The 25,572-nt window shown below is 72.4% G+C and carries 19 protein-coding genes; 8 read left to right on the forward strand and 11 right to left on the reverse strand.

The annotated features are described in order from the left end of the window. Positions 1 to 6: 6 nt before the first annotated feature. Positions 7 to 699 (forward strand): cellulose binding domain-containing protein, encoded by a 693-nt coding sequence (locus tag LDL48_RS14960; RefSeq protein ID WP_225255952.1) that lies wholly within the window; start codon positions 7 to 9, stop codon positions 697 to 699. Positions 700 to 764: 65 nt separating this feature from the next. Here LDL48_RS14960 and LDL48_RS14965 read toward each other — a convergent pair whose 3' ends face one another. From LDL48_RS14965 to LDL48_RS14995, 7 genes are all read right to left on the reverse strand, one after another. Then, positions 765 to 1,661 (reverse strand): carbohydrate ABC transporter permease, encoded by an 897-nt coding sequence (locus LDL48_RS14965; RefSeq protein ID WP_225255713.1) that lies wholly within the window; start codon positions 1,659 to 1,661, stop codon positions 765 to 767. Further along, positions 1,661 to 2,554 (reverse strand): carbohydrate ABC transporter permease, encoded by an 894-nt coding sequence (locus LDL48_RS14970; protein ID WP_225255714.1) that lies wholly within the window; start codon positions 2,552 to 2,554, stop codon positions 1,661 to 1,663. The genes LDL48_RS14965 and LDL48_RS14970 overlap by 1 nt, the downstream gene beginning before the upstream one ends. Positions 2,555 to 2,570: 16 nt before the next feature. Continuing rightward, complete coding sequence (locus LDL48_RS14975; protein ID WP_225255715.1) at positions 2,571 to 3,857, reverse strand: ABC transporter substrate-binding protein; 1,287 nt, start codon at positions 3,855 to 3,857, stop codon at positions 2,571 to 2,573. A 95-nt stretch (positions 3,858 to 3,952) separates the two neighbouring features. Then, positions 3,953 to 6,205 carry a rhamnogalacturonan lyase gene (locus LDL48_RS14980; RefSeq protein ID WP_225255716.1) on the reverse strand — a complete coding sequence of 751 codons (2,253 nt, stop codon included), beginning with the start codon at positions 6,203 to 6,205 and terminating at the stop codon, positions 3,953 to 3,955. 81 nt (positions 6,206 to 6,286) lie between these two features. Continuing rightward, the gene (locus LDL48_RS14985) at positions 6,287 to 7,597 is read right to left on the reverse strand and encodes an ABC transporter substrate-binding protein (RefSeq protein WP_225255717.1); all 1,311 of its coding nucleotides are present in this window, start codon (positions 7,595 to 7,597) and stop codon (positions 6,287 to 6,289) included. A 34-nt stretch (positions 7,598 to 7,631) separates the two neighbouring features. Further along, a complete protein-coding gene (locus LDL48_RS14990) occupies positions 7,632 to 8,531 on the reverse strand; it encodes a carbohydrate ABC transporter permease (RefSeq protein WP_225255718.1) in 900 nt (299 codons plus the stop codon). Continuing rightward, a complete protein-coding gene (locus LDL48_RS14995; RefSeq protein ID WP_225255719.1) occupies positions 8,524 to 9,450 on the reverse strand; it encodes a carbohydrate ABC transporter permease in 927 nt (308 codons plus the stop codon). Before LDL48_RS14995 ends, LDL48_RS14990 begins: the two co-directional genes overlap by 8 nt. A 410-nt stretch (positions 9,451 to 9,860) precedes the next feature. Here LDL48_RS14995 and LDL48_RS15000 point away from each other — a divergent pair, with 410 nt between their 5' ends. The 4 genes from LDL48_RS15000 (at position 9,861) to LDL48_RS15015 (ending at position 14,995) form a co-directional block, all read left to right on the forward strand. Then, positions 9,861 to 11,786 carry a S8 family serine peptidase gene (locus LDL48_RS15000; RefSeq protein ID WP_225255720.1) on the forward strand — a complete coding sequence of 642 codons (1,926 nt, stop codon included), beginning with the start codon at positions 9,861 to 9,863 and terminating at the stop codon, positions 11,784 to 11,786. A gap of 76 nt (positions 11,787 to 11,862) precedes the next feature. Then, a complete protein-coding gene (locus tag LDL48_RS15005; RefSeq protein ID WP_225255721.1) occupies positions 11,863 to 13,086 on the forward strand; it encodes a S8 family peptidase in 1,224 nt (407 codons plus the stop codon). Between the two features lie 87 nt (positions 13,087 to 13,173). Then, positions 13,174 to 14,025 carry a helix-turn-helix transcriptional regulator gene (locus LDL48_RS15010; RefSeq protein WP_225255722.1) on the forward strand — a complete coding sequence of 284 codons (852 nt, stop codon included), beginning with the start codon at positions 13,174 to 13,176 and terminating at the stop codon, positions 14,023 to 14,025. An 88-nt stretch (positions 14,026 to 14,113) separates the two neighbouring features. Next, complete coding sequence (locus LDL48_RS15015) at positions 14,114 to 14,995, forward strand: alpha/beta fold hydrolase (protein WP_225255723.1); 882 nt, start codon at positions 14,114 to 14,116, stop codon at positions 14,993 to 14,995. On the opposite strand, the gene LDL48_RS15020 is transcribed toward LDL48_RS15015, so the two are convergent. After that, positions 14,952 to 16,250, reverse strand: coding sequence for an extracellular solute-binding protein (locus LDL48_RS15020; RefSeq protein ID WP_225255724.1), 1,299 nt, complete (start codon positions 16,248 to 16,250; stop codon positions 14,952 to 14,954). The genes LDL48_RS15015 and LDL48_RS15020 overlap by 44 nt on opposite strands. 195 nt (positions 16,251 to 16,445) lie before the next feature. Here LDL48_RS15020 and LDL48_RS15025 point away from each other — a divergent pair, with 195 nt between their 5' ends. Further along, on the forward strand, positions 16,446 to 18,095 hold the full coding sequence (locus tag LDL48_RS15025) for a methyl-accepting chemotaxis protein (RefSeq protein ID WP_225255725.1): 1,650 nt from the start codon (positions 16,446 to 16,448) through the stop codon (positions 18,093 to 18,095). Positions 18,096 to 18,232: 137 nt separating this feature from the next. On the opposite strand, the gene LDL48_RS15030 is transcribed toward LDL48_RS15025, so the two are convergent. Together LDL48_RS15030 and LDL48_RS15035 are read right to left on the reverse strand one after the other, a co-directional pair. Then, on the reverse strand, positions 18,233 to 19,669 hold the full coding sequence (locus LDL48_RS15030; protein WP_225255726.1) for a GGDEF domain-containing protein: 1,437 nt from the start codon (positions 19,667 to 19,669) through the stop codon (positions 18,233 to 18,235). 186 nt (positions 19,670 to 19,855) lie between these two features. Then, positions 19,856 to 20,416 carry an HD domain-containing protein gene (locus LDL48_RS15035; protein ID WP_225255727.1) on the reverse strand — a complete coding sequence of 187 codons (561 nt, stop codon included), beginning with the start codon at positions 20,414 to 20,416 and terminating at the stop codon, positions 19,856 to 19,858. Positions 20,417 to 20,586: 170 nt separating this feature from the next. On the opposite strand from LDL48_RS15035, the gene LDL48_RS15040 reads away from it, so the two are divergent. Then, positions 20,587 to 20,940, forward strand: coding sequence for a hypothetical protein (locus LDL48_RS15040; RefSeq protein WP_225255728.1), 354 nt, complete (start codon positions 20,587 to 20,589; stop codon positions 20,938 to 20,940). 24 nt (positions 20,941 to 20,964) lie between these two features. On the opposite strand, the gene LDL48_RS15045 is transcribed toward LDL48_RS15040, so the two are convergent. Next, the gene (locus LDL48_RS15045) at positions 20,965 to 24,024 is read right to left on the reverse strand and encodes an AfsR/SARP family transcriptional regulator (RefSeq protein WP_225255729.1); all 3,060 of its coding nucleotides are present in this window, start codon (positions 24,022 to 24,024) and stop codon (positions 20,965 to 20,967) included. Positions 24,025 to 24,457: 433 nt separating this feature from the next. On the opposite strand from LDL48_RS15045, the gene LDL48_RS15050 reads away from it, so the two are divergent. After that, positions 24,458 to 25,525 (forward strand): fatty acid desaturase family protein, encoded by a 1,068-nt coding sequence (locus LDL48_RS15050; protein WP_372472127.1) that lies wholly within the window; start codon positions 24,458 to 24,460, stop codon positions 25,523 to 25,525. The last annotated feature ends 47 nt before the right edge of the window (positions 25,526 to 25,572 follow it).

Below are 25,572 nucleotides of genomic sequence, written 5' to 3' on the forward strand. Positions count from 1 at the left end.
TTCGTGATGGACAATCCGCATATCGCGAATCTGGGGCCGCGGTCGGCGAGTGTGGCGGCGTTGGGTGGTGCGGAGGTGTACCGGGCGTTGGGTGCCGGTGCGAACATCACGTATCACTCCGATGTGTCGGACGGGACGCATTGCGCGAGCCGGGCGGAGTGGCGGCCGTTGTTGCAGCAGCACCTTCAGAAGTACCTGTTGCGCAGCGGGAACGCGGCCGGGACGATCCGGATACACAGCAAGGCCACCGGGAACCTGGCGAGCTGGCGGGACTGGCAGACCCCGACGCTGACCACCAGCAACCCGCCGAGCGACCCGCCCACCAGCAACCCACCGAGCAACCCGCCGACCAGCAACCCGCCGAGTGAGCCGCCGACCAGCACGCCGCCGAGCAACCCGCCGACGGGCGCCGGCTGCAGCGCGACGACGTCGGTGAACGCGTGGACCGGGGGATTCGTGGCCACGGTCAGGGTCACCGCCGGACCGTCGGCGATCAGCGGGTGGAACGTCGGGCTCACGTTGCCGGCCGGTGCGACCGTCACCAACTCCTGGAACGCGAACCGGTCCGGCACCAGCGGTGCCCTCCAGTTCTCGAACGTGTCGCACAACGGCCGGCTCAACGCCGGCCAGGTGGTGGAGTTCGGCTTCCAGGGCACGGGAACCAGTGGGACGTTGACGCCGACCTGTACCGCGAGCTGACTCGCCGCGCCGGCCCCGGGCTCAGCCGTCAGCTTGCGGCCGGGGGCCGGCGTCCCGCAGAGGTTTCACTTGATCGCTCCCCGGGTCACCCCGGTCATCACCCAGCGCTGCGCGAACAGATAGGCCAGCACGGTCGGTGCCATGGCCATCAGGTACGACGCGAAGGCCACGTTGTAGTTCGCGCTGAACTGCGACTGGAAGATGCTCTGCACCACCGGGATGGTCTGCATGGCCGGGTCGGACGTGATCAGCGACGGCATCATGAAGTCGTTCCAGGACGCCAGGAACGCGAAGATGCCGACGGTCGCGTTCATCGGCGCCAGCAGCGGGAAGATCAGCCGCCAGAACACCTGCCAGGTGCTGGCGCCGTCGAGGCGCGCGCTCTCCTCCAGCTCGTACGGGATGGACCGGAGGAAGGCGGTGTAGAGCAGCACGTTGAAGGACAGGCCGAACAGGATGTGCAGGATCGCCACGCCGGCCGGGTTGTCCAGGTTGACGATCGACACCAGCTTGATCTGGGGCAGCGCGATCACCGGGAACGGGATGAACATCGCCGCGAGGAGATAGAAGTACGACCAGCGGAACAGCTTGCGTTCCCAGTTCCGGGCGATCGCGTACGCCGCGCACGAGGCGAGCGTCACCAGGCCCGCGACGGTGGCCACGGTGACCGCCAGCGAGATGGCGAACGCCCGCGGGAAGGCGGTCATCTCCCACGCGGTGGCGAAGTTGTCGAACCGCATCGGCCACGGCCAGCTGAACCCGCTGCCGGTCGCCGCCTCCTCCGACGACTTCAGCGCCATCGCGACCGTGAAGTACAGCGGCAGGAGCACGGCGAGGGAGGCGAGCACGATGAGGACGGTCAGCCCCCAGCCGGACCGTCGCCGGCCGCCGGGCTCCGGTGCGTTCTTCTCCTGCGCCCGGGACGGCCCCGCGGACGTGGTGCCGGGCAGCGTGGTGGCCATCAGAGCGACACTCCTCGGCGTTGGATCAGCCGCAGCTGCATCACGGAGATCAGGACGGTGATCACGAAGAACAGCACGGCGTTGGCCATCTGGTACGCGTAGTCGCCGCTGGTGAATCCGGTGAAGATCGTCATGGCCACGCTGAACGTCGAGGTGCCCGGGCCGCCGTTGGTCAGGCCGACGATGATGTCGTACGCGTTGAGGAAGCCCTTGAAGCCGAGAATCGTGTTGATCACGACGTATCCGAGCATCAGCGGGAGCGTGATGCTGCGGAACTGCCGCCACGGCCGGGCTCCGTCGATGGACGCGGCCTCGTAGACCTCGCCGGGGATGGCGAGCAGCCCGGCCAGATAGATGATCATCGCGCCCGGGATCGCCTGCCAGGCGGTGACGATGACGACCGCGATCCAGGCGAACCGTTCGTCGGCCAGGATGCTCGACTCCAGCGATTCGATGCCCAGCCGCGCCGCGATCGTCGGCAGCGACGTCGAGAACAGATAGTTGAAGACGTAGGCGATGACGATGCCGGAGATCACCATCGGGATGAAGAAGACCCCGCGCAGGGCGGTCTTCAGCTTGATCTTCGCGCTCAGGCCGAGTGCGAGGGCCAGCGCGACGACGTTGACCACGATCACGGTCACCACCGAGAAGCCCAGCGTGAATCCGTACGAGCTGAGGATCCGGGGATCGCTGAAGATCGCGATGTAGTTGGTCAGCCCGACGAACTCCCAGTCGCCGTACCCCACGTAGTTGGTGATGCTGTAGAACATCCCGACCACCGCGGGCACCGTGATGAACAGCGTGAACAGCAGGACGACGGGCAGCAGCATGGCGTAGAAGGTCTTGTCGACGCGGCGCGGTGGCCGGGGCGCGACCGGCGGCGGGGCGGTCATCCAGGTCTCCTTCGGGTCAGAGGGACCGCACGGCGAGGCGGCGCCAGTCGTTGTCGAGCTTGCCGAGGAAGCGGTCGCCGTCGCCGGTGAAGACCAGCTCCTGCAGGTAGTTGGTGAGCGGGATGATGCCCGGGATGTAGGTGCCCGCGCCCTGGTAGAAGCGGGCCTCGCGGACGTACGGCTCGAGGTCGACGATGCGCTCGTCGGTCACCGCCGGCGCGTTCCGGACCGGTGAGAAGGCCAGGTTCTCGGCGTTGTACTTGTCCATCACCGCGGGCGTCATGAGGTACGACAGAAACTGCCTGGCGGCTTCCGGTTCGGCGGCGCCGCGCGGAATCCACAACGAGAGGTCGATGTTGACGCGCGCCTTGCGGTCCGCCGGCCGGTCCGTCGCGGGCAGGGCGAACGTGCCCATCCGTACCCTCGGATTGGCCTTGGTGATCTCCCCGATCGCCCACGGGCCCTGCAGGTACATGGCCACCTTGCCCTGTGCGAAGGCGGCGTTGCCGTCCGGGTAGTCGCGGGACGCGGCGTCGGGGTTCGCGTACGACCCGAGCTGCAGCATCTTCTCCACCGCGGGCGCGAACGTGCGCTGGAAGCTCACCTCGGAGTCCGGTCCGACGTCGGTGCCCTGGGCCTTGAGGCGGGCGAAGAAGTCCGCCACGTCCAGCGTGCCGCCGACGAGGTAGTCGAACAGGCCCTGGGAGATCGTCCAGGGTGCCTGGTAGGTCCCGTAGACCGGGATGACCGACCGGGACCGGAACGTCTCGCAGGCCCGGATCAGTTCGGTCCAGGTGGTGGGCACGCCGACCCCGTGCTGGGCGAACAGGTCCTTGTTGTAGATCACCCCGGCGGCCGTGACCGAGTAGGGCAGGACGCTGGTCTCGTCGCGGTAGGAGGCGTACTGGCCGACCAGCGCCTGCACGTTCGGGTCGATGCGCCCGGCCTCGGGCAGCCCGGCCAGGTCGGAGAGCACGCCACGGCCGACGAACGTCCCGGACTCGTCCAGGTTGTAGTTCACGCACACCAGGTCGAACGGTGCGTCGCGGACGAAGGAGGCCACCAGGCTGCCGGTCGCGTCGTGCTTGACCTCGATGCCGGACTGCCGCCGGTGGAAGTCCTCGATGATCTGGTCGAAGTAGCCGAGCACTTCCGGCTTGCTCTGGTAGAACCGCAGCCGGGTGCCGTCGCCGTCACCGCCGCAGGCGGAGAGGACCGGCGCCGCGACCGCGCCGAGGGCCGCTGCCTTGAGCACGGAACGCCGGCCCGGCCGGGCCGGCGGCCGCGGATCGGAGACATTCACGGTGGCTCCTCTCGCCCCGGGCGGACGGGCGTCGGAACCGGCTTCCGAACCTCGCGGTGACCCGGGTCACGCATCAACTCCGAGTGTCGAGCAAGTTACGGATTCCGCAACACGGGGCCCACGCGCGACCAGTCGGTGTCCGACGCGAGATGAAAGCCGGGGTATGACGGCTGGTTGTAGGTGGTCTGCTGCCGCGCCACCTCCACCCGGTACTGCGGGTCGTGCATCAACGTGTACAGCTTGTGCGCCGTCACCTCCGTGCTCAGGTAGATCCGGACCGCGGTGCTGTCCACCGTGCGCACCAGCAGTTCCTCCCGCCAGTCGCCGAGGACGTCCGCGACCAGGCCCGGATTGCCCTTCGTGCCGTTGTTGGTCCGGGTGCCCTCGGCCGTCAGCACCGTGCCGCGCCGCCAGTCGTCGACGGTCGGGGTGGCGTCCTGGGCGCCGTTGACGATCTGCGTGGTGAGGTCGGCGGCCCACCGGATGCTCTGGTTCGTGCCCGGGATCGGGCCGGGCGTCACCTGACCGGTCGCGGTGTGCAGGCCGAGCGCCTCGGAACCGCCGGGCATGCTGGCCCACGCCTCGAGGCCGCGCACCTCCGGCAGCACGTCGCCGATCATCCCGCGGCCGGTGTCGCGGCCGGAGTACGTACCGAAGAGCACCTCGCCGGTCGCCGCGTCGCGCATCGCCATGCCGTACGGGGCGGACGTGGCGCCCTCGTGCACGGTGAAGATCTCCAGGCCGGGGCGGTCCGGGTCGATGTCGGTGACGTGCATGGCGTCGCCGTGGCCGAGCCGCACGTGCTGCCCCGGCGCGGCGCTGTCCTCCGGCAGGGTCCCGAACGACGAGTAGAGCAGGCTGCCGTCGTGGTCGATGGTGGCGGCGCCGTACACGATCTCCTGACGCCCGTCGCCGTCCACGTCGGCGGCGCTGAGCGAGTGGAAGCCCTGGGTGGTGAGCGTGCCGAACTCGGGGTCGGTGCCGTCCCGCCCGTGCGGTGCGTCGTTGAACGGGTTCGTCATCGGCGTCCAGCCGCTGTCCACGGACCAGTCCTCGACGATCCGGCGACCGGTCCAGCGGTACGCGACCAGCGTGGAGCGGGTGTAGTAGCCGCGGGCGAATACCGCGGACGGGTGGCGGCCGTCCAGGTACGCGACGCCGGCCAGGAACCGGTCGACCCGGTTGCCCGGTTCGATCCGGGCCATCGCGTAGTCGCCCCACCGGAGGCCGTCGTCGTGCCGGCCCGGCCGGTACCGGACCGTCTGGAGTTCCCGGCCGGTCGCCCCCTCGAACACGGTCAGGTACTCCGGGCCGTCCAGGATGAAACCCTCGAACGCGCGCAGGTTGTTCCGGGCGCTGCGCGCCGGTGCGTACACGTCCATGAAGTGGTCGGCGAGCGCTTCGGCGTCCGCGCGGCGCAACGGATACCGGTACGCCGGCGCGATGCCGAACGCCGCCTCCAGCGTGGCCGGCCAGTTGCCGGCGACGACCTCGGGATGCCGGTGCCAGCCGAGGAACATCCGCACCACGTGGTCGTAGTATCCGGCGGCGTCCAGCCGGTAGTCGTCGGTGTGCCGGTAACCGGCCCGCACGTCGGCCTCGGGCATGGTGACGTAGCGGCCGTTCACCCTGGTCCCCGGCGCGGTCTTGAGCATGATCTCGGCGCGGCCGTCGCCGTCGAAGTCGTAGACCAGGAACTGCGTGTAGTGCGCTCCGGCGCGGATGTTGACGCCCAGGTCGATGCGGTGCCGCAGGGTGCCGTCCAGCTCGTAGGTGTCGAGGTAGACGGTGCCGGTGTAGCCCACCTGGGAGACGTCCTTGGAGTTGGACGGGTCCCACTTGACCACGTACTCGTACCGGCCGTCGCCGTCCACGTCGCCGACGCTCAGGTCGTTGGCCGTGTACGTGTACGTCTCGCCGGCCGGGGTGACGCCGTCCGGCGGCTTCCGCAACGGCAGGTCGTAGTGGCCCGCGGGCCAGGGCGAGACGGCCGCGCTGCGGTCCACCTCGGCACCGCGGACCACCGCCGCCACCCGGTACGCCGGCGACCCGGACGCCGACCGGTCGAGGTAGTTGGTGCTGGCGGTGACCGTGGCGATCCGTCGGCCGTTCCGGTACACGTGGAAGTCCGCGCCGGTCACGCCGGTCGCCGACGCCCCGGACACCTCGTGCCCGAGCAGCCGCCAGCTCAGGAACACGCCGTCGGTGGTGGTGGCCGCGACCAGGCCGCGGTCCAGGCGTTCCAGCCGGATGCCGGGCCGCCCGTCCGCCCCGGCGGGTGCCGGCAGTCCGGTGAGAACGAGCGCCGCGGCGCTGACCGCGGCGACGTACGCCGTGCGAGAACTCATCGGGTCTCCTCCGCTTCCGGGATGTGCAAATCAGGGGTGTGCCGCCGAGCACCGCCGCGCGGTATCGGGTGCCGGCCATGCTCAGGCGGCGTCGATCTCGGCCTGCAGCTCCTTGATGAAGGCCGCCGCGGCCTGCTGCGGAGTCTGCCGTTCGAAGAGCACCCCCTCGGTGTGCCGCTTGAGGATCGCCTCGATGCCGCTGGCGCCCTTCGGCGTGACCCGGGGCGCCGGGCCGGTCTTCAGCGCACCCAGGTACTCGGCGGCGGCCTTGTCGGTGGCGGTCAGCTTCGGCGTGATCGCGGCCCGCACCCTGGTGTTCGCCGGCACGCCGCGGTCGGTGAGCAGCACCTCGCCGGCCTCCGGGGCGTTGGCCAGGAAGTTGACGAACAGCGCCGCCTCCGCGGGGTGCGCCGACCGCGCCGAGACCGACCAGAACATGGACGGCTTGTAGTAGGCGCCGGGCGTCGCGGCCCGCGCCTCGCCGGGCTGGCGGAGCAGCTTGAGGTTCTGCCCGCTCGCCTCGGCCAGCGAGGTGAGCTGGGTGTTCCACCAGGTGCCGAACGCCGAGGTGTTGGTGGCGGTGCCGGACTGGTCCAGGGCACCGCCGGCCCGTTCGACGGTGACCGACGGCGGCGGCGCGATGCCCTGCTTGGTGAGATCCAGCAGGTACTGCCAGAAACTCGCCAGCACGGCCGGCGGGACCGCCACGTTGCCCTCGTCGTCGTACAGCGAGGCGCCGGCCTGCCGGGCCCAGATGTTGACGCCGCCGGAGTCGAAGCCCCAGGACTGTACGCCGGTGACCGTGCCGCCGCCGGCCTTCGAGACCTGCGCGCCCACCCGCTTCAGGTCGTCCCAGGTCCAGGTGGCGTCGTCCGGCAGCGCCACCCGGTAACGGCTCAGCAGGTCGGTGTTGACCACGATGGCGTACGCGGCCAGCCCGGTCGGGATCGCGTACTGCTTGCCGTCGACCTTGCCGGTGTCCAGCGCGCCGGCGTCGAAGTCCGCCGTGCTCAGGTGCTTCGCGGCGGTGCCGAGGTCGAGCAGGGCGCCGCGCTCGGCGTACGAGGAGAGGTACAGCTCGTCCATCTGGATGATGTCCGGTGCGTCGTTGGCGGCGACCGTGGTGGCCAGGCTGTCCCAGTAGCCGTTCCACTCCTTGAACTCGCCCTTCACCGTGATGGTCGGGTTCGCCTTGGTGAACAGGTCGATGACCTGCTGGGTGCGCTTGTGCCGGGCGTCCGAGCCCCACCAGGTGAAGCGCAGGGTCACCGGGTCGCCGGAGATGTCACCGCCCGCGTCGCCTCCGCCGCCGCCACAGGCCGCGAGCGCCGCTCCGGCTCCGGCGCCGATCGCCAGCGCGAGAACGGACCGCCTGGTCAGGGGAGTGTGCATCGCTGTGTCCTTCCGAGGGGGGAGGGGAGAACGCCTACTTGATGCCGGTGGTGGCGATGCCCTTGATCAGGTATCGCTGGCCGACCAGGAACGCGAGGAAGATCGGCAGCAGGGAGACCACGCTCATCGCGAACATGGCGCCCCACGAGGTGGCGACCGTCGAGTCCACGAAGGAGCGCAGTGCGACGGGCACGGTGTACATCTCGGGATCGGTCAGATAGATCAGCTGGCTGAAGAAGTCGTTCCAGGTCCAGATGAACGTGAAGATCGTCGTGGTGGCGAGCGCCGGCAGCATCAGCGGCAGGATCACCCGCAGGAAGATGCGGGGATGCCCGGCGCCGTCGATGCGGGCCGCCTCGTCCAGGTCCCGGGGCAGCCCCCGGATGAACTGGACCATCAGGAAGACGAAGAACGCGTCCGTGGCGAGCAGCTTCGGCACGATCAGCGGCAGGAACGTGTTCACCCAGCCGAGCTGCGAGAACATGATGTACTGCGGCACGATGATCACGTGGATCGGCAGCATGATGGTGCCGAGCATGAGCGCGAAGAACAGCCGCCGGCCGGTGAACTCCAGCCGGGCGAACGCGTAGGCGGCCATCGAGCAGGACACCAGGTTGCCGATGATGCAGCCCAGCACGACGATCGCCGAGTTGACCAGATAGTGGCCGAACGGCGAGGTGAGCGCGTTCCACCCGGTGCCGTAGTTGGCGACCCGCAGGCTGTCCAGCACGATGCCGGGCGACCGGAAGATCTCGGCGTCGGGCCGCAGCGAGCTGACCACCATCCAGATCACCGGGTACAGCATGACCAGCGCCAGCAGGCTGAGCGCGGCGTGCCGGGCGATCGAGCGGACCGGCGCCGGCACGCGGAACCGGGGCGGCGGCGGATCACCGGTGGTCACCACCGGGACGGTGCGTTCGGTGAGGTCAGTCATCGTAGAAGACCCAACGCTTGGCGGCCCAGAAGTTCAGCGCGGTGAACCCGGCGATGATCAGCAGGAGCAGCCAGGCGAGTGCGGAGGCGTACCCCATGTCGAAGTTGTGGAATCCCCGCTGGTAGAGGTAGAGCGTGTAGAACAGCGTGGAGTCCGACGGCCCGCCGGTGCCGCCGGAGACGACGAAGGCCTGGGTGAACGACTGGAAGGCGTGGATGATCTGCAGCACCACGTTGAAGAAGATGATCGGCGACAGCAGCGGCAGGGTGATCCGGCGGAACTGCGTCCACCGGTTCGCGCCGTCCACGGACGCGGCCTCGTAGTACATGGCCGGGATCTGCCGCAGTCCCGCCAGGAAGATGACCATCGGCGCGCCGAACGTCCACACGTTCAGCACGATCAGCGTCGACAGCGCGGTGTCCGGGTCGGAGATCCACCCGCGGCCGGACACCCCGACCAGGTCGAGCGCCCGGTTGAACAGTCCCTCGGCGCCGAAGATCTGCCGCCACAGCACCGCGATCGCGACGCTCGAGCCGAGTAGCGACGGCAGATAGAACGCGGACCGGTAGAACGCCAGTCCGCGCAGTCCCCGGTCCAGCAGCATGGCCAGCGCCAGCGCCGCGGCCAGTTGCAGCGGCACGGACCCGAGGACGTAGCCGAACGTGACGCCGAGGGCCTGATGGAGGCGCTCGTCGGCGACCATCCGGCGGACGTTCGCCAGCCCGTTGAACTCGGGCGGCTGGATCAGGTTGTAGTCGGTGAACCCGAGGACGAAGGACGCCACCACCGGTCCCGCCGTGATCAGCAGCAGACCCCCGAACCAGGGCAGCAGGAAGAGGTACGCGGCCTTGTTGTCACGCTTCCGCCGCGGGCCGCTCCTGGTGGTGCCGAGCCGTCGGAACTCGCCGAGTGCACTCACGCGACCCTCCTCTCGGTAGGAAAGCGCTTTCCTGCAGTTTGCATCGATGGCGGTCTCTGGTCAACCGTTTCCTGCCCGCCCATGGATCGTTTCAGCCGGGTGTCGGCGGGTCGGCGTGATCGACTTCCGTCTTCGCGGGCGCCCGGTGGGCGCGGGTGGGGTGGTGGCTCGCGCGGTGGTGTTCCGGCGAGGCGATCTCGGCAAGGCGGCTGGACCGGCCGCACCGCCATGCGGTGCTAAAACGTTTCACAACGCTGCGCACGGCGGGTGCCACGCCCGGCGGGGCCGCCGCAACCAGGTCGCAACCGGGCGGCGCCCCGTCCGGCACCGTGGCGGGCCGACTCTGATCCGTAATTGTGACCAGTCGTGCCGTCGCCTCCCCCGCGCCGGCCCGGGGAGGCGGCCGTCAGATGAAAACCCCCATGCACCGGTACGCGGCCGGCGTACTCGCCGCCGGAACGCTGATCGCCGGCGCCGCCGTGGCGTCGTCCGGTCCGCGCGACGCCGGTGATTCCTGGACGCCGGTGACCGCCGGGCTGACCGAGGACCCGGGCCGTCTGCTGCCCACCGAGATCAGTACCGCCGAACCGGTGAGCGTGGTCAGTACGGTCCTGGACGACGACGGCCGTCCCGTGGTCTCGGTCGGCCGGGCCACCGACCGCGCCGAGGCGGAGCGTCTGGTCCGGGCCGGCCAGCAGGCGCACCGTGCCGTCGCGGTCGAGATCGACGCCCCGGTCACCCTGATGGCCGTGCCGGACGGTACCGACCCGTACCGCAGCCTGCAGTGGGACTTCACCAAGCTGAACGTCGCGACGGCCTGGCAGCGGTCCACCGGCGCGGGCGTCACGGTCGCGGTCATCGACAGCGGCGTCCAGGCCAGCCACCCGGACCTCGCCGGCCAGGTGCTGCCCGGCATCGACCTGGTCGCCGACACGTCCGGGGTCAGCACCGACCCGAACGGTCACGGCACCCATGTCGCCGGCACCATCGCGGCCCGTACCGGCAACGGTGCCGGCGTCTCGGCGATCGCGCCGGACGTGCGGATCCTGCCGATCCGGACCCTGGACGCGTCCGGGGTCGGCGTGATGTCCGACGTGGCGACGGGCATCGTCTACGCCGCCGACCAGGGCGCCCAGGTCATCAACATGTCGCTCGGCTCCACCGTGCAGGTGACGTCGGTCAGCAACGCGATCGGCTATGCCCGCAGCAAGGGCGTGGTGGTGGTCGCCGCGGCCGGCAACTACCGGGCCAGCGGCAGCCCGACGCTCTGGCCGGCCGCCGATGCGGGTGTGGTCGCGGTGGCGTCCACCGACGAGAACGACGCGTACAGCTCGTTCTCGAACCGGGGCAGCTACGTCGACGTGGCGGCGCCGGGCAGCAGCATCCTCAGCACGGTCCCGAGCGCGGGGTACGCCTACTACAACGGCACGTCGATGGCCGCTCCGCACGTCGCCGCGGCGGCCGCACTGGTGGCGGCGTACCGGCCGGGGCTGACCCCGGACCAGGTCGAGCTGGCGTTGACCGGTACCGCCACCGACCTCGGCGCCGCCGGCCGCGACTCCGACTTCGGCCACGGGCGGATCAACCCGGCCGCCGCGCTCGCCTCGGTCGCACCGGCCTCCGCCACGCCGTCGGCCAGCACTCCGGCCGCGACGCCGGGCGTCACGCCGAGCACCGCGGTCCCCACCACCACGCCGCCGGCCACCGTGCCGCCGACCAGCGCGGTGCCGACCACCCCGGTGCCGACGACTCCGGTGCCGACCACTCCGGCGCCGACGACGAAGCCGCCGACGAGTGCGCCGGCGAAGGTGACCCCGGTGGTGACGTCCACGGCGGTGTCGCAGGTGGTGCCGTACGGCGCGGCGACCAGCACCACGTTCACGGTCACCGCGCAGGGGACGAAGTGGGCGGGGCGCCCGGTGTCGATCTGCACCGCGCTCTGGAACCGGGCGTTCGAGTGCGTACCGGGCACCACGTCGAGCGCCGGCACGTTCCGGTACACCCGGGCCACCACCGCCTGGTACCAGGTCCGGCTGATGGTCACCGCGACCGCGACGTCGAACGCGGTGACGTCCAAGACCTACACCTACACGCCCCGGGCGGCGGTGCAGCTGCGCAAGAGCGGCCGGTACTCGGCGACCGCGGCGATCGGCGGTACCGCGGGGCAGACCGTGCAGGTCCAGCGGCTCGACGGCGGGCACTGGGTCACGGTGCTGACGTACCGGGCGGCGGCGACGTTCACGCTGTCCGGCCTGCGGGCGCGGTCCGCGTACCGGATCGTGGTGCCCTCGACACCCGCCGTGGCCGGCGCGCAGAGCGGGGTCCTCCGGACCTGACCGGACGCCCTCCGGGCGACCCTCGGCCGAGCGCTTTTCGTCGTACATGTTTAGATTGTTGAATCAACATGTATGGATGGACGGCAGGGAAGAGGGGTACGCGTTCATGAGGTCGAGGTTGCAACGCCTCATCATGGGAGCGCTGACCACCGGCGCGGTCGTCCTGGCGGCGGCCCCGGCGAACGCCATGCCGGCCGCGGAGTCCACCGCGGCCGGCGCGTTCCGGCCGGCCGCCGCGGACGGCGTCCCGGACAGCTACGTCGTGGTGCTGAAGCCGGAGACGCGGGTGGACCGGGACACCACCGGCCGGCTGGCGTCGGACCACCGGGGCACGGTGACCCGGGACCTGCCGCTGATCAACGGCTTCGCCACCCGGATGGCGCCCGCCGACGCCGCCCTGCTCAGTGCGGATCCCGCGGTGGCGTACGTGGCGCAGGACCTCTGGGTCCGGGGGAGCGTCGTGCAACCCGACCCGCCGTCCTGGGGGCTCGACCGCATCGACCAGCGGGCCCTGCCGCTGGACAGCTCCTACACCTACACGAACACCGGGGCCGGCGTCACCGCGTACGTCGTGGACAGCGGCATCCGCGTCACCCACCAGGACTTCGGCGGCCGGGCCGCGGTCGGTACCGACCTGGTCGGCGACGGCGAGAACGGCAACGACTGCAACGGCCACGGCAGCCACGTGGCGGGCACGGTCGGCGGCACCACGTTCGGCGTCGCCAAGGAGGTCCGGCTCCGCGCGGTGCGGGTGCTCGACTGCTCGAACGTCGGCCAGTGGAGCTGGGTGATCGCCGGAATCCAGTGGGCGGTGGACAACGCGGTCCGCCCCGCGGTGATCAACATGAGCATCGAGGGCGGCCCGTACGAACCGGCCGACGCCGCCGTGGCCGCGGCGGTCGGCGCGGGCATCCCGGTGGTGGTGGCCGCCGGCAACAGCACCTCGGACGCGTGCCAGACCTCGCCCGGGCGGGCCGGAACCGCGCTCACCGTGGCGAACGCGGGCCGGGCCGACGAGCGCGCGCCCAGTTCCAACTTCGGCACCTGCGTGGACCTGTTCGCGCCGGGCTCCGACATCACCTCTGCCGGAATCGCCAGCAACACCGACACCGACGTGCTGACCGGGACCTCGATGGCCGCGCCGCACGTCACCGGCGCGGTGGCCGGCCTGCTGCAGCGCAGCCCGTCCGCCACCCCGGCGCAGCTCGCCACGACGGTGCTGAACAACGCGGTGACCAACCGGATCACCGACGCCGGCGCCGGCACACCGAACCGGCTGCTGTTCACCGGCGGCGCCTGACCAGGCGGGCCGGCGCGGGGACGCGGGCCCGGGCCGGTCAGGTGCTCGGCACCGCACTGCCTGGCGGCGGCATGCGACGATCCGGCGGTGACCACCGCCCCGCTGACCCGTCGCGGCGACCTCGCCGACTTCCTGCGCCGCCGCCGCGAGGCGCTGTCACCCGCCGCGGCCGGCCTGCCGTTCGGCACCCGGCGGCGGACCCCCGGCCTGCGCCGCGACGAGGTGGCCATGCTGGCCCACATGTCGACCGTCTACTACGAACGGCTGGAGCAGGGCCGGGGCCCGCGGCCGTCGGCGCCGATGCTGGCCGGCCTGGCCGGTGCCCTGCGGCTCACCGCCGGGGAACGCGAGTATCTGTACCGGCTCGCCGGACAGGCCGCGCCGGCGCCGCCCGGTGATCTGGAGCGCCCGGACCCCGGCCTGCTGGCGGTCCTGCGCGCCTGCGGGCCGGCGACGCCCGCGTTCATCTCCGACGACCTGGGCACCGTCCTGGCCCAGAACGACCTCAACGTCGCGCTCTTCGGCCGGTTCACCGGGCTCGCGGGCCGGGAGGACAACCTGATCTGGCGCTGGTTCACCTGCCCGCGCTGGCGCTACGTGCTGGAGCCGTCGTCGCAACACCCCGACACCGGTCACGCGTACGTGGCCGACCTGCGCGCGGTCGTCGCCCAGCGGGACCACGACCCGGCCGCCACCGAGCTGGTCGCGGCGCTGCGCACGGCCAGTGCCGAGTTTTCTGCCATGTGGGACGAGCACCGGGTCGGCGCGCTGCACTGTGCCGGCAAGGTCGTCGAGGACGACCGGGTCGGCCGCCTGGACCTGGAGTGCACGGTGGTGACCACGCCGCAGTCCCGCCAGCGGCTGCTCATCCTGCGCCCGGCCCCGGAGACCGGCACCGGGCGGCGGCTCGCGGCGCTCATCGACCAGGTGCGGGCGTAACCACGTATCGGTGGTGCGTGGCTACCGGCGCCGGCCGCCCGTACGGTCCGGGGGACCTGATCGCCGTCCCCGAATGAGGCAGTCGAAGATGCGTACCCCTGTGGTTCTCGTGCACGGTCTGTGGCACGGAAGCTGGTGCTGGACCCCGGTCGTCGAGCAGCTCGCCGCCCGGGGCGTTCCCGCCGTCGCCGTCGACCTGGACGGGCACGGCCTCAAGCACCGGTCGCCGGAGGCGCGCTGGGCGCGGCCGTTCGACCGGGGCGCCTACGCGGCCGAACCGGCGCCGCTCGCCGACGTGACCGCCGCGTCGGCCGCCGAGACCCTGGTCGGGCAGCTGCGCCGGATCGGCGGTGGCCGCCCGTGCCTGGTCGTGGCGCACAGCATGGGCGGCGTGGTGGCGACCGCCGCCACCGAACGAGCCCCGGACCTCGTGGCCGGCCTGGTGTACGTGTCCGCGTTCGCACCGGTGAGCGGCCCGCCGGCCGGGTACTACCTCGGCGAGCCGGAGAACGCCGGCGAGCGGGTCACCCCGCTGATGGCGGCGGACCCCGCCCTGGTGGGCGCGCTGCGCCAGGACACCGGCGGCCGGGCCGGGCGGGACGCCGTCCGGGACGCGTTCTACCACGACGTCGACCGGCCGACCGCCGAGGCGGCGATCTCGCTGCTCAGCCCGGACGGGCCGCTCGGCATCGCGCAGGACCCCGTTCCGGTGACCGCCGCCCGCTACGGCTCGGTGCCGCACACGTACGTCGTGTGCACCCGGGACCGGGTCGTCCCCGAGGCGCTGCAGCGCCGGTTCGTCACGGAGATCGACGCCGTCTCGGCGCAGCCCACCCGGGTGTTCGAGCTGGACACGTCGCACTCGCCGTTCCTGTCCCGTCCCGCCGACCTGGCCGAGGTCATCGCCGCGGTGGCGCTCCGGTCGCCTAGCCCACCGCGGCCATCGCGGTCACGTACTGCTCCGGCGTGATCTGCGCCAGGAAGAGCTTGGTCAGGTTGCTCAGCATCGCGGCGCTCACCTCCGCGGACAGGGCCTGGTCCCAGGACTGGGTGAACGACGAGGCGTTCTCCACCAGGCGGTAGGTGAAGGTGGAGAACTCGGCGTTCGGCGTGCCGGCCAGCTTGGCGTCCACGCCGTTGATCGCCGGCACCTGGCCCGACTCCACCAGCGCGTCGGTGTACGCGTCCGAGGTGAGCGTCTTCATCAGCAGTTCGATGGCGGCGTCGGTGTGCCGCCCGCCGGCCCAGACGGAGAAGTAGTTGCTGGGATTGCCCACCACGCTGTCCGGTTGGCCGGCACCGCCGGTCACCACCGGGAACGCCGTGAAGCCCAGGTTGCCGCTGGTCACGAAGTCCGGGTTGTTGCTGAGCTGGCTCGAGTACTCCCAGCTGCCCATCAGCAGCATGGCCGCCTTGCCGGTGGCGAGCAGCCGGGGCGCGCCGGCGCTGTCGTAGTTGATGGAGGCGAACTCGGGGCCGAAGGCGCCGCTCTCGGCCAGTTCCCGGCACAGGGTCAGGGCCTTGAGCACGGCCGGGTCGGACCAGGCGCCGGGCTTGCCGGCCGCGATGGCGGCGAACTTGTCCGGCCCGCCGACCCGGTCCAGCAGATACTCCAGCCACATCAGCAGAGTCCAGCTCTGCGTGCCGGGCAGCGCGATCGGGATGATGTCCCGGTCCTTGAACGTGTCCACCAGGCTGAGCAGGTCGTCGTAGGTCTTCGGCGGCTCGACCCCGGCCGCGGTGAAGACGGTCTTGTTGTAGAAGAGCACCACCGGCTGGATGCCGTTCATCGGCAGCCCGTACTGCTTGCCGCCGACCTTGCCGACCTCCAGCACGCTCGGCAGGAACGCGTCGGCGACCGCCCGGTTCTCGGCCAGGGCCGCGTCCAGGTCGGCGACCTGGTTGTCCGCGGTGAACTGCGCGAGGTTGCCGCCACCCCAGTTGAAGAAGACGTCGGGGGAGTTGAGCGCGCCCAGCGACGAGTCCAGCTTCAGGCCGTACCAGGCGTTCGGGAACGTGGCGAGTTCCGCCCGCGTCGTCGCGGTCTGGTTGAACTGGTCGATCCCGAGCTGGATGATCGGCGCGTTCTGCGGGTCCTCCAGCGCCCAGACGCGTACCCCGCCACCCGCCTCGTCCCCGGCCGCGCCGCAGGCGGCCAGCGGGCCCAGCAGGGCCGAGGCGGCCAGTCCGGCCGCGGCCCGCCGCAACCAGTGGGATGAGCGCATGTCGTACCACCAATTCCTCGTTCCGCGGCCGGCGCGGCCTGCCGACGGCCGGCCCCGGAGGACGGCCGGACTTCCCTTCGGCTAGTCGTTCCAGAACCTGAGGAGATTTCCGGCGAAACGCTCACTCACTCCCGAATCCGGTCGATCATGCAGAGAGGCCCCTGCACACCCACGATGACGACTGCGAGAACAACGATGACCGAGCCGCCCAGAGACACCGGAACCCCCGCTCCGCGTCGCCGCGGTCACCCGGTCACCCGATGGCTGGCCGACCGGCGGTTGCGCACGAAGTTCCTGATCGTCGTGGCGCTGGGTGCCACGGTGGCGGTCGGCATCGGCGCCACGGCACTGGCCAGCATGAGCCAGATGCAGGCGACCTCCGACCGGATCTACCGGGAGAACGTGCTGTCGCTGGCCGAACTGCGGGCCCTCGAGCAGGCCGCGCTGAGCATGCGCACCGACGTGCTGGACAGCGCGATGTCCAGCTCGGCGAACACCCGCGACCAGTTCATCGCGAGCATCGAGACCAACGACAAGGCGTTCGACCGGGCGCTGACCGCGTACCGGGCGATGGCGGCCGGCGGCGGCCGGGAGCAGAACATCACGCTGCTCACGGACGGCATCGCGGCGTACCGTGCGGTGCGTGACGGCAAGCTCCTGGCCGCCGCCCGGGCGAACGACGACGCGGCCTTCGCGGTGGCCCGGGACAGCGAGGCCAACCCGGCCTTCCTGAAGGTCAGCGTGGCCCTGCAGAACCTCGTGGAGATCGAGACCATCGCCGCGGAACTCGACAACGCGGCGTCCCGGGCCGCCTACGACACCACCCGGCGCAACACCCTGATCTTCCTGGCCCTCGGCCTGGTCCTCTCGGTCGCGCTCGGCCTGGCCATCGCGCGGCTCGCCAGCCGGTCCACCGCCAAGGTCGTCAAGGTGCTGGAAGCGGTGGGCCGCGGCGACCTCACCGCGTCGGCCGACGTGCAGAGCCACGACGAGATCGGCGCCATGGCCCGCGCCCTCGACCGGGCCACCGCCGAACTCCGCGACACCATCTCGCTGGTCAGCCGCAGCGGCAACACCCTGGCCGAGGCGTCCGGCGAGCTGTCCACGATCAGCAACCGGATCGCCGCCGGCGCCGAGGAGACCAGCCGCGAGGCCCAGCACGCGTCCGCCACCGCCGGCGACGTCACCGCGAACATCCACACGGTCGCCGCCAGCAGCGAGGAGATGGGCGCGTCGATCAGCGAGATCGCCGGCCGCGCCACCGACGCGGCCCGGGTCGCCCAGGACGCCACCGGCATCGCCGAATCGGTGAACCAGGCGGTGGACCAGCTGACCGCGTCCAGCTCCGAGATCGGCAACGTGGTCAAAATGATCACGGCGATCGCCGAGCAGACCAACCTCCTCGCGCTCAACGCCACCATCGAGTCGGCGCGGGCCGGCGAGGCGGGCAAGGGCTTCGCGGTGGTCGCCAGCGAGGTCAAGGACCTGGCCCAGGAGACCGCCCGGGCGACCAGCGAGATCTCGCTGCAGGTCGAGGCCATCCAGACCGACAGCGGTACGGCGGCGCGTGCGATCGAGCGGATCGTCGAGGTCATCGAGAACATCTCCGCGTTCTCCACGGCCGTCGCGTCGGCGGTCGAGGAGCAGACCGCCACCACCGGCGAGATCAGCCGCAACGTCACCCAGGCGGCGACCGGCTCGTCCCAGATCAGCCAGAGCATCAGCGGCGTGGCCCAGGCCGCGGAACTCACCGCCACCGGCGTCGGCCAGGCCCAGCGCGCCGCGGCCGACCTCGCCCGGATGTCCGACGACCTCCGCCAGGCGGTCGCCCGCTTCGTCTACTGAGGAAACCGCCCCGTGAACGTCGCCAGGTGACCGATGTGCCGTCGCCTGCCCGATACGGCGGGGACCGCAGTGAGAGAGTTCCTTCCGGAATTCGACGCGGCATTATCGACAGCAGGCGTGACGCCTCCGGTGTCCCATCAGGTCTGGCGGATCCGGCCGGCGGTCGGGTCGTAGCGTTCCACCCGGTTCTTGCCGGCCGCCTTGGCCGCGTACATCGCCAGGTCGGCGCGGCGGACCAGTTCGGTGGCGGTGAGCGCGGACTCGGTACCGCTGATGCCGATGCTCGCACCGACCCGGACCGTGCCCTGGCTCAGCCGGATCGGCGCGACCAGGCGGTCGCACAGGTCACGGGCGAACGGTTCCGCGTCGCACTCCCCGCCGAGCCCGGTGAGCAGGATGGCGAACTCGTCGCCGCCGAACCGGGCGGCCAGGCCGTGCGGGCCGGCCGCGTCGCGCAGCCGCCGCGCCACCTCGACCAGCAGCTCGTCGCCGGCGCCGTGCCCGTACCTGTCGTTGACCTGCTTGAAGTCGTCGAGGTCCACGGCGAGCAGGGCGACCGAGCCGGCCGGGCCGCGTTCCACCGCGTCGACCAGGGTGGTGAAGAACAGGTCCCGGTTGGCCAGCTGGGTCAGGTAGTCGTGGTGGGCCCGGTGCATCAGCTCGGCCCGGGAGCGCAGGCCGGTCTCGCCGAGGACGACCTGGTGTACCAGGTTGCGGAACGCGTCGATCTCGCCGTCGGCCACCGGCCGGACGCCGCCGAGCAGCAGGTACCGGTCCACGGTGTGCTCGACGTGCCAGTGCCGGACGGCCGGGGCGGCGCCGGCGAAGGCGGTCGCCGGGTCGGTCAGGGCCGCCTCGGTCACCCGTTGCCCGCGGAGCTGTTCGTCCAGTCCGACGGACCGGGCCACCCGCAGCCCGCCGTCCTGCGGCCGCACGATGATCATCACCAGGCCGGGGGTGAGCGCGGCCATCCGGGCGGACAGTTCGGCGCCGATCCGGTGCACCTCGTCGACGTCGTCCGCGGCCAGGATCCGCCCGCCGGCGGTGGAGAGCAGGGCGTCCCGGGTGGAGACCAGGTGCTGCTGGACCAGCACGCCGTGGATGGTGCGCATCACCAGCCCGACCGGCACCACGAACGGCACCAGCCCCAGCACCTCCGACGACTGCCAGGGCGGGGTGGCGGCGCCGGCCGCGGCGGCCAGCGCGGTGCCGGCCGGCAGCACGGCCAGACCGAGCACGGTACCGATCAGCCAGGCGCGTCGCGAACTGTGCAGGGCCAGCACCGCGAACACCGCGATGGTGATGGCCATGATCCGGACCGGACCGCTCAGCGCGGCCCCGATGAGGCTCAGCAGCGCGGGCACCAGGACCGGTTCCCCGGGTACCGGGCGCCCGGCGAACGTGGTCCAGGAGAGCAGGGCCAGCAGCAGGGCGAGCGCCGTCAGCGACACCGCGGTCCACCGGGCCGGGACGCCGGCGGCGAGGACCGGCACAGTGTGCGCGACCAGCACGGCGCCGGCGGCGAGGTACGCGATGACCCGGATGCGGTCCAGCGGCACACCGGACGCCAGCATGCGGCGGGGAGACGGCACGTAGATCCAGTCGGCACCGGGGGCCCGCCGCTGAGCGGTTCTGCCGACGCGCCAGGGCGGGCCGACGCGCCGGGCGGGCCGACGCGCCGGGCGGGCCGACGCGCCGGGCGGGCCGACGTGCCGGGGCGAATCGGCTGCCAGGGCGGACCGGCTGCCGGCGTGGGCCGGCTACCGGGTGAGCCGGTGCTCCACCCGGTCCGCCACCGCGAGCAGGTACGGGCCACGGACGTGATGGACCACCGCGTTCGCCGACGCCGGGCCGTGCCGGTGCAGCATGTCCGCCATGCGGCAGCGTACGTCCATCCGGATCCCGCCCGGGCCGACCGTCTGATCGGCGTAGGTGAGTGCGTCGGCCACCGGTGAGTCCTCCCGGGGGTACGCCCGCAGCGCCTCGTCCAGCCCGCGCGCCCGGGCCACGAAACACGCGCCGGAGTGGTGCGCCACGAGCGCCGACAGCCGCCTCGGCCAGCCCTCCCGGTCGAGGTGCCGGGCGCCGTCCAGCGGGTGGAACCCGGTGTCGTGCAGTGCGTCGGCGTACCCGATGTCGTGCAGCCAGGCCGCCGCCACCAGCGTCTCGTGCTCCTCGTCGTCGCCGACCGCGGGCCGCAGCTCGGCGGCCCGCTGGGCCACCCCGGCCGTGTGCTGCAGCCGCTCGGGCCGATCGGCCAGCAGCCGGTGGGCGAGGTCGCGGGCGGGCCGGACCGCGGTCACCACGGCGATGCTGGGCATGCCCCTGACGGTAGGCGCGTGCGGTGGCGGCTGACGAGGGTCGATGGGTGCGCGGGGCGATGAGTTCATCCACCGTTCAGACTGCCGTCACCGATCACCACCTTTCGACAGAGGACACCTTCGGCCCGTGGACAGACGCCGGGGATGCGTGCCGTTCCTACCCTGAGGTGGTGAACGGATTGCCGCACGTACGCCGTAAGCACCTGATTCTCGCCGTGCTGCTGGCCGGCGCGGCCGGTCTCACCCTGGTCGTGCTGGGGTGGTGGATCGTCGACTGGCAGGCCCGGTCGGACGGGGACCGGGTCGGCGACCCGTCCTGGTGGGCCGGCGGCCTGGCGCGCCTGGCCGGCTACCTGAGCCTCAGCAAGGTCGGCTTCAAGCTGGCCCTGGTCGCGGTGCTCGGCACCGTCGCGGCCGTGGCCTGGATGCGGTCCCGGCGCGACCGGCAGGAGTCCGCCGTGCCGGGCCCGCCGGCCCGGACCGGGCCGGACGACGACGGGCCGCCGCGGGCACCGACGGGGTAGGCGGGTGGTTCCGGGGAGCTGCGGTCACCCGGCGTGGTCGGGGCGTCCCGTGGCGGCCACCAGCGGGCCGTGGCCGAGGAGACCGAGTGCCCGGCGCTCCAGCAGTCCGTAGTCGAACCGGTCGGCGATCGCGAGGGCCCGGCCGGCGTACTCGAGGGCCCGGTCGCGGTGGCCGAGCCGCCGGTACGCGACGGCGAGGCCGAGCAGGGCCTCCGTCTCCGGATAGTGGTCGCCGCTGGTCCGGGTGAGCGCCAGCGCCCGCTCGTGGTACCCGACGGCGTCGGAGTGCCGGTCCGTACGGTGGGCGATCGCGCCGAGCGTGTTCAGCGCGTCCGCCTCGATCCGGCGGTCATCCAGCTCACGGGCCCGCACCAGGGCGGCATGGCCGAGCTCCCCGGCCCGGACTGTGTCGCCCCGGTCGCACCGCACCGCGGCCAGCGCCCGCAGGGTGTGCGCCTGGTTGGTCCGGTCGCCGATCTCCCGGAACAGGACCAGCGCGCGGGCCAGCCGGTCGACCGCGGTCGGGTGGTTCCCCTGGGCGTGCGCGATCTCGCCCAGGTCGCCCAGCGCGGCGGCCTCGCCCAGCCGCGACCCGATCGCCCGGTTGATCGCCAGCGCCTGCGCGCAGCACTCGCCGGCCTCCGCGAGACGTCCCAGGTGCCAGTAGGTGCGGCCGAGCGCGTCCAGGGCGCTGGCCTCGCCGTACCGGGAACCGTTCGTGCGGGCCAGCGCCACGCCGCGGCGGAGGTGGACCACGGCCTCACGCAGCCGCCCCGAGTCGCGGTACAGGACGCCCAGGTTGCCGATCGCGGCGGCCTCGCACTCCCGCCAGCCGGTCCGCTCGGCCAGTGCCAGCGCGGCGGCGTACCGCTCGACCGCCGGCTCCGGCCGGGCCTGCCGGAAGTGGAGGTCGCCGAGGCTGAGCAGCGCCGAGGCCTGGGCGCGCAGATCGCCCTCCCGGCGGGCGGCGGCCAGGGCGGCCTCCGCGGAGTTCCGCCAGTCCGTGGTGTGCATCCGCAACCAGAAGTACCCCCGCAGCGTGTCGGCGAGCAGCCAGGCGCCGGATCGCGGTCCGTGCTCGGCGGCGTGCCGGATCGCCGCGGTCAGGTTGCCGCGCTCGGCGTCCAGCCACGTCAGCGCCTCCGGGCCGTCGGCCATCTCGGCCGGCACCGGCACCTCGGGGGCGGGCACCGGCAGGCGCAGCGGGTGCGGATACAGCAGGTCGGCGGCGTGGCCGGCGCCCTGCAGGTACCAGTCGATCAGGCGCCGCAGCGCCGCGTCGCGGTCGGCTCCGGTGTCCTCGGCGAGAGCGCGGCCCGCCGCGTAGTGACGCAGCAGGTCGTGGAAGTGGTATCGGCCCGGCGCGTGGTGGTTCATCAGGTGCGCGGCGGCCAGCCGGTCCAGTTGACGGCGGGCGTCGGCGGCGCCGGTGGCGGCCAGCGCGGCCACGGCGCCGGCCGTCACGTCCGGTCCCGGTGCGAGGCCGACCAGCCGGAAGACGCGCCGCGCGTCCGGGTGCAGCGTCTGATACGACAGGTCGAAGGCGCGTCGTACCCCGGTCTGCTCGTCGTCGGCCACGTCCAGCCCGGCCAGGCGGTCGCCGTCGCGCAGCGCGGCGACGTGCGCGGCGATGGTCGACCACGGGCGGCCGGCCAGGTTGGCGGCGGCCACCCGCAACGCCAGCGGCAGGTGCGAGCAGATCCCGGCCAGTTCCGCCGCGGCGGCCGGCTCGGCCGCCACCCGTTGCGGCCCGAGGATCCCGGCCAGCAGGGTGTGGGCCTCACCCGGGTCCAGCACGTCCAGGATCAGGCTGCCGGCGCCGTCCCGGGCGACCAGGCCGGTCAGCCGGTCGCGGCTGGTGACCAGCACGACGGAACCGGGGCTGGCCGGCATCAGCGGGCGCACCTGGTCGGCGGTGGCGGCGTTGTCCAGCACCACCAGCACCCGCCGGTCGGCGAGCAGTGACCGGTACCGGCCGGCCGCGGTCTGCACGTCGGCCGGGATCTGTTCGGCCGGTTCGCCGAGCGAGCGCAGCAGGTGGGCCAGCGCCTCGTCCGGGCGTACCGGCGCGCCCGGAGTGAAGCCGCGCAGGTCCAGGTAGAGCTGTCCGTCCGGGAACCGGTCCCGGACCCGGTGCCCCCAGTGCACCACCAGGGCGGTCTTCCCGACCCCGGCCAGTCCGGCGACGGCCACCGCGTGTGCCGTCCGCCGGTCACCGTCCGGCAACAGCCGGTCCAGCGTGCGGAGGTGGTCGGCCCGGCCGGTGAAGCCCGGCACGTCCGCGGGCAGTTGCGCGGGCACGGCCGGAGCGGCCGCGGCCGGCTGGGGGAGCGGGCCGACCGCGGGCTCGTTGCGCAGGATCGCGGCGTGCAGCCGCTGCAGGTGGGTGCCCGGCGACAGACCGAGTTCGTCCGCCAGCCGGGCCCGCAGCCGGTCGTACGCGGCCAGCGCCTCGGACTGCCGGCCGGATCCGTGCAGCGCCAGCATGAGCTGCCCGACCAGCCGTTCCCGGAGCGGGTGGGCGGCGACCAGCTCGGCGATCTCGCTGACCAGCTCCCGCTGCCGTCCCAGGTTCAGTTCCAGGTCGAGGCACTGTTCGAGCGCGGCGAGCCGCTGCTCCTCCAGCCGTACCGCGGCCGCCTCCACGGCCCGGCCGGTCAGGCCGGTCAGCGCCGGCCCGCGCCACTGGCGCAGCGCGGACCGCAGTGCGGCGGCCGCCGCGGCCGGCTCGTCCCGCTGGGTCAGCTCGAACGCCTCGGTCACCAGCGCCTGGAACACCTCGGCGTCCAGTTCGCCGGGCCGGGTCTCGATCCGGTACCCGTGCCCGTCGGCCACGATGCAGCCGGGCCGCGCGCCGTCGCCGGACAGCGCCCGGCGCAGCGCCGAGACGTCGTTCTGGATCTGTCGCCGCGCGGTGGCCGGCGGGGCGTCGTCCCACACCGCGTCGATCAGGTACTCCAGCGGCACCACCCGGCCCGCGTTGGCCAGCAGCACCGCCAGGGCGGTGCGCTGGCGCCGGCCGGTCAGAACCACCGGCCGATCGCCGTGCGTCACGCTGAGCGGTCCCAGGATGAGGAATTTCACGGTGTCTCTCCTCGATCGCCGAAGAGCTCATCCGGGCCTGCGGTCGACCGTCATGGGCGGGGCCGCGGATGTCGGGGGTCGGGCACGCCGGGCGCTGCTGCCCCCGGCCGGCGAGCCGGGGACAGCGCGTTCCCTCGGCGGCGCCGCCGAGCGGGTCGGCCGAACTGCCACCGCTGCCGCTGCCCCGACCGGTACGCCCACCCGCGCCGCTAGCCGGTGGACGCCGGTCCGCCGGCTGGCGGTGCCCCCCGGACCAACGCCCACCATGGTGGCCCGGAGGCTTCACAGAAATTGCATCGGATCGTTCATCGGCTCGTCACCGGATGGGTCCCTCGATGGAGTTATTCCGGCCCAGGTTCGGGGTACTAGACTGTCCGGTGCGCCCTGGACCCCGGCGGCTCGTCCCTTCCTCGAGTTCTTCGGGAGTAACTGAGTGCAATCGATCGACGTGCCGGTGGCGGAGACCAACGGCAGCGCGGACGCGGTCGCCCCGGCGCCGCGTGGCAGTGACTACGCGAAACTCTCCCGCCAGGTGAAGCAGGCCGGCCTGCTCGACCGCCGGCCCGGTTACTACGCCGCCCTGTCGGCCCTGCTCCTGGCCCTGGCCGTCGCCGGATGCACCGCGTTCGTGCTGATCGGCGACTCGTGGTGGCAGCTGCCGGTGGCGGTTTTCGCCGGGGTGGTCTCCACCCAGCTGGGCTTCCTCGGGCACGACGCCGGCCACCGGCAGATCTTCCGGTCCGCCCGGGCCAACTACGTGACCGGGGTGGTGCTGGCCAACCTGGGCATCGGGTTCAGCTACGGCTGGTGGACCGACAAGCACAACCGGCACCACGCGCACCCCAACGACGAGGAGAAGGACCCCGACATCGGCGCCGGCGCCCTGGTGTTCACGGTCGGGCAGGTGCAGGCCAGCGGCCGGGTCGCGCGGGCGTTCTACCGCTTCCAGGCCTGGTCGTTCTTCCCCCTGCTGCTGCTCGAGGCGCTCAATCTCCGGTACGCCAGCGTGCTGTTCCTGATCACCGACCGGTCGCGGGCGCGGTGGCGCGAGGCGGTGCTCATGCTCGTGCACGCGGCCGGCTACCTCACCGCGGTGTTCCTGGTGCTGTCGCCGGTGAAGGCGCTGGTGTTCATCGCCGTGCACCAGGGCGTGTTCGGGCTGTACCTGGGCTGTGCGTTCGCGCCGAACCACAAGGGCATGCCGCCGCTGAGCGCCGAGGACGACGCCGACTACCTGCGCCGTCAGGTGCTCACCTCGCGCAACGTCCGCGGCCACTGGCTCACCGACTTCGCGCTGGGCGGCCTGAACTACCAGATCGAGCACCACCTGTTCCCGTCGATGCCGCGCGGCAACCTGCGGCACGTCCAGCCGACCGTGGAGGCGTTCTGCGCCGACCACGGGGTGGCCTACCTGCAGACCGGCCTGGTCGCGTCGTACGCGCAGGCGCTGCGTCACCTGGACACCGTGGCGCGGCCCGAGAAGGCTACGGCGGCGGCCTGATCCCGGCTCGCCTGCCCAGGTGCCGGACGCGCCCGCACCGTACGGGT

The organism is Jidongwangia harbinensis (assembly GCF_020216025.1).
Taxonomy (GTDB): domain Bacteria; phylum Actinomycetota; class Actinomycetes; order Mycobacteriales; family Micromonosporaceae; genus Actinoplanes; species Actinoplanes harbinensis.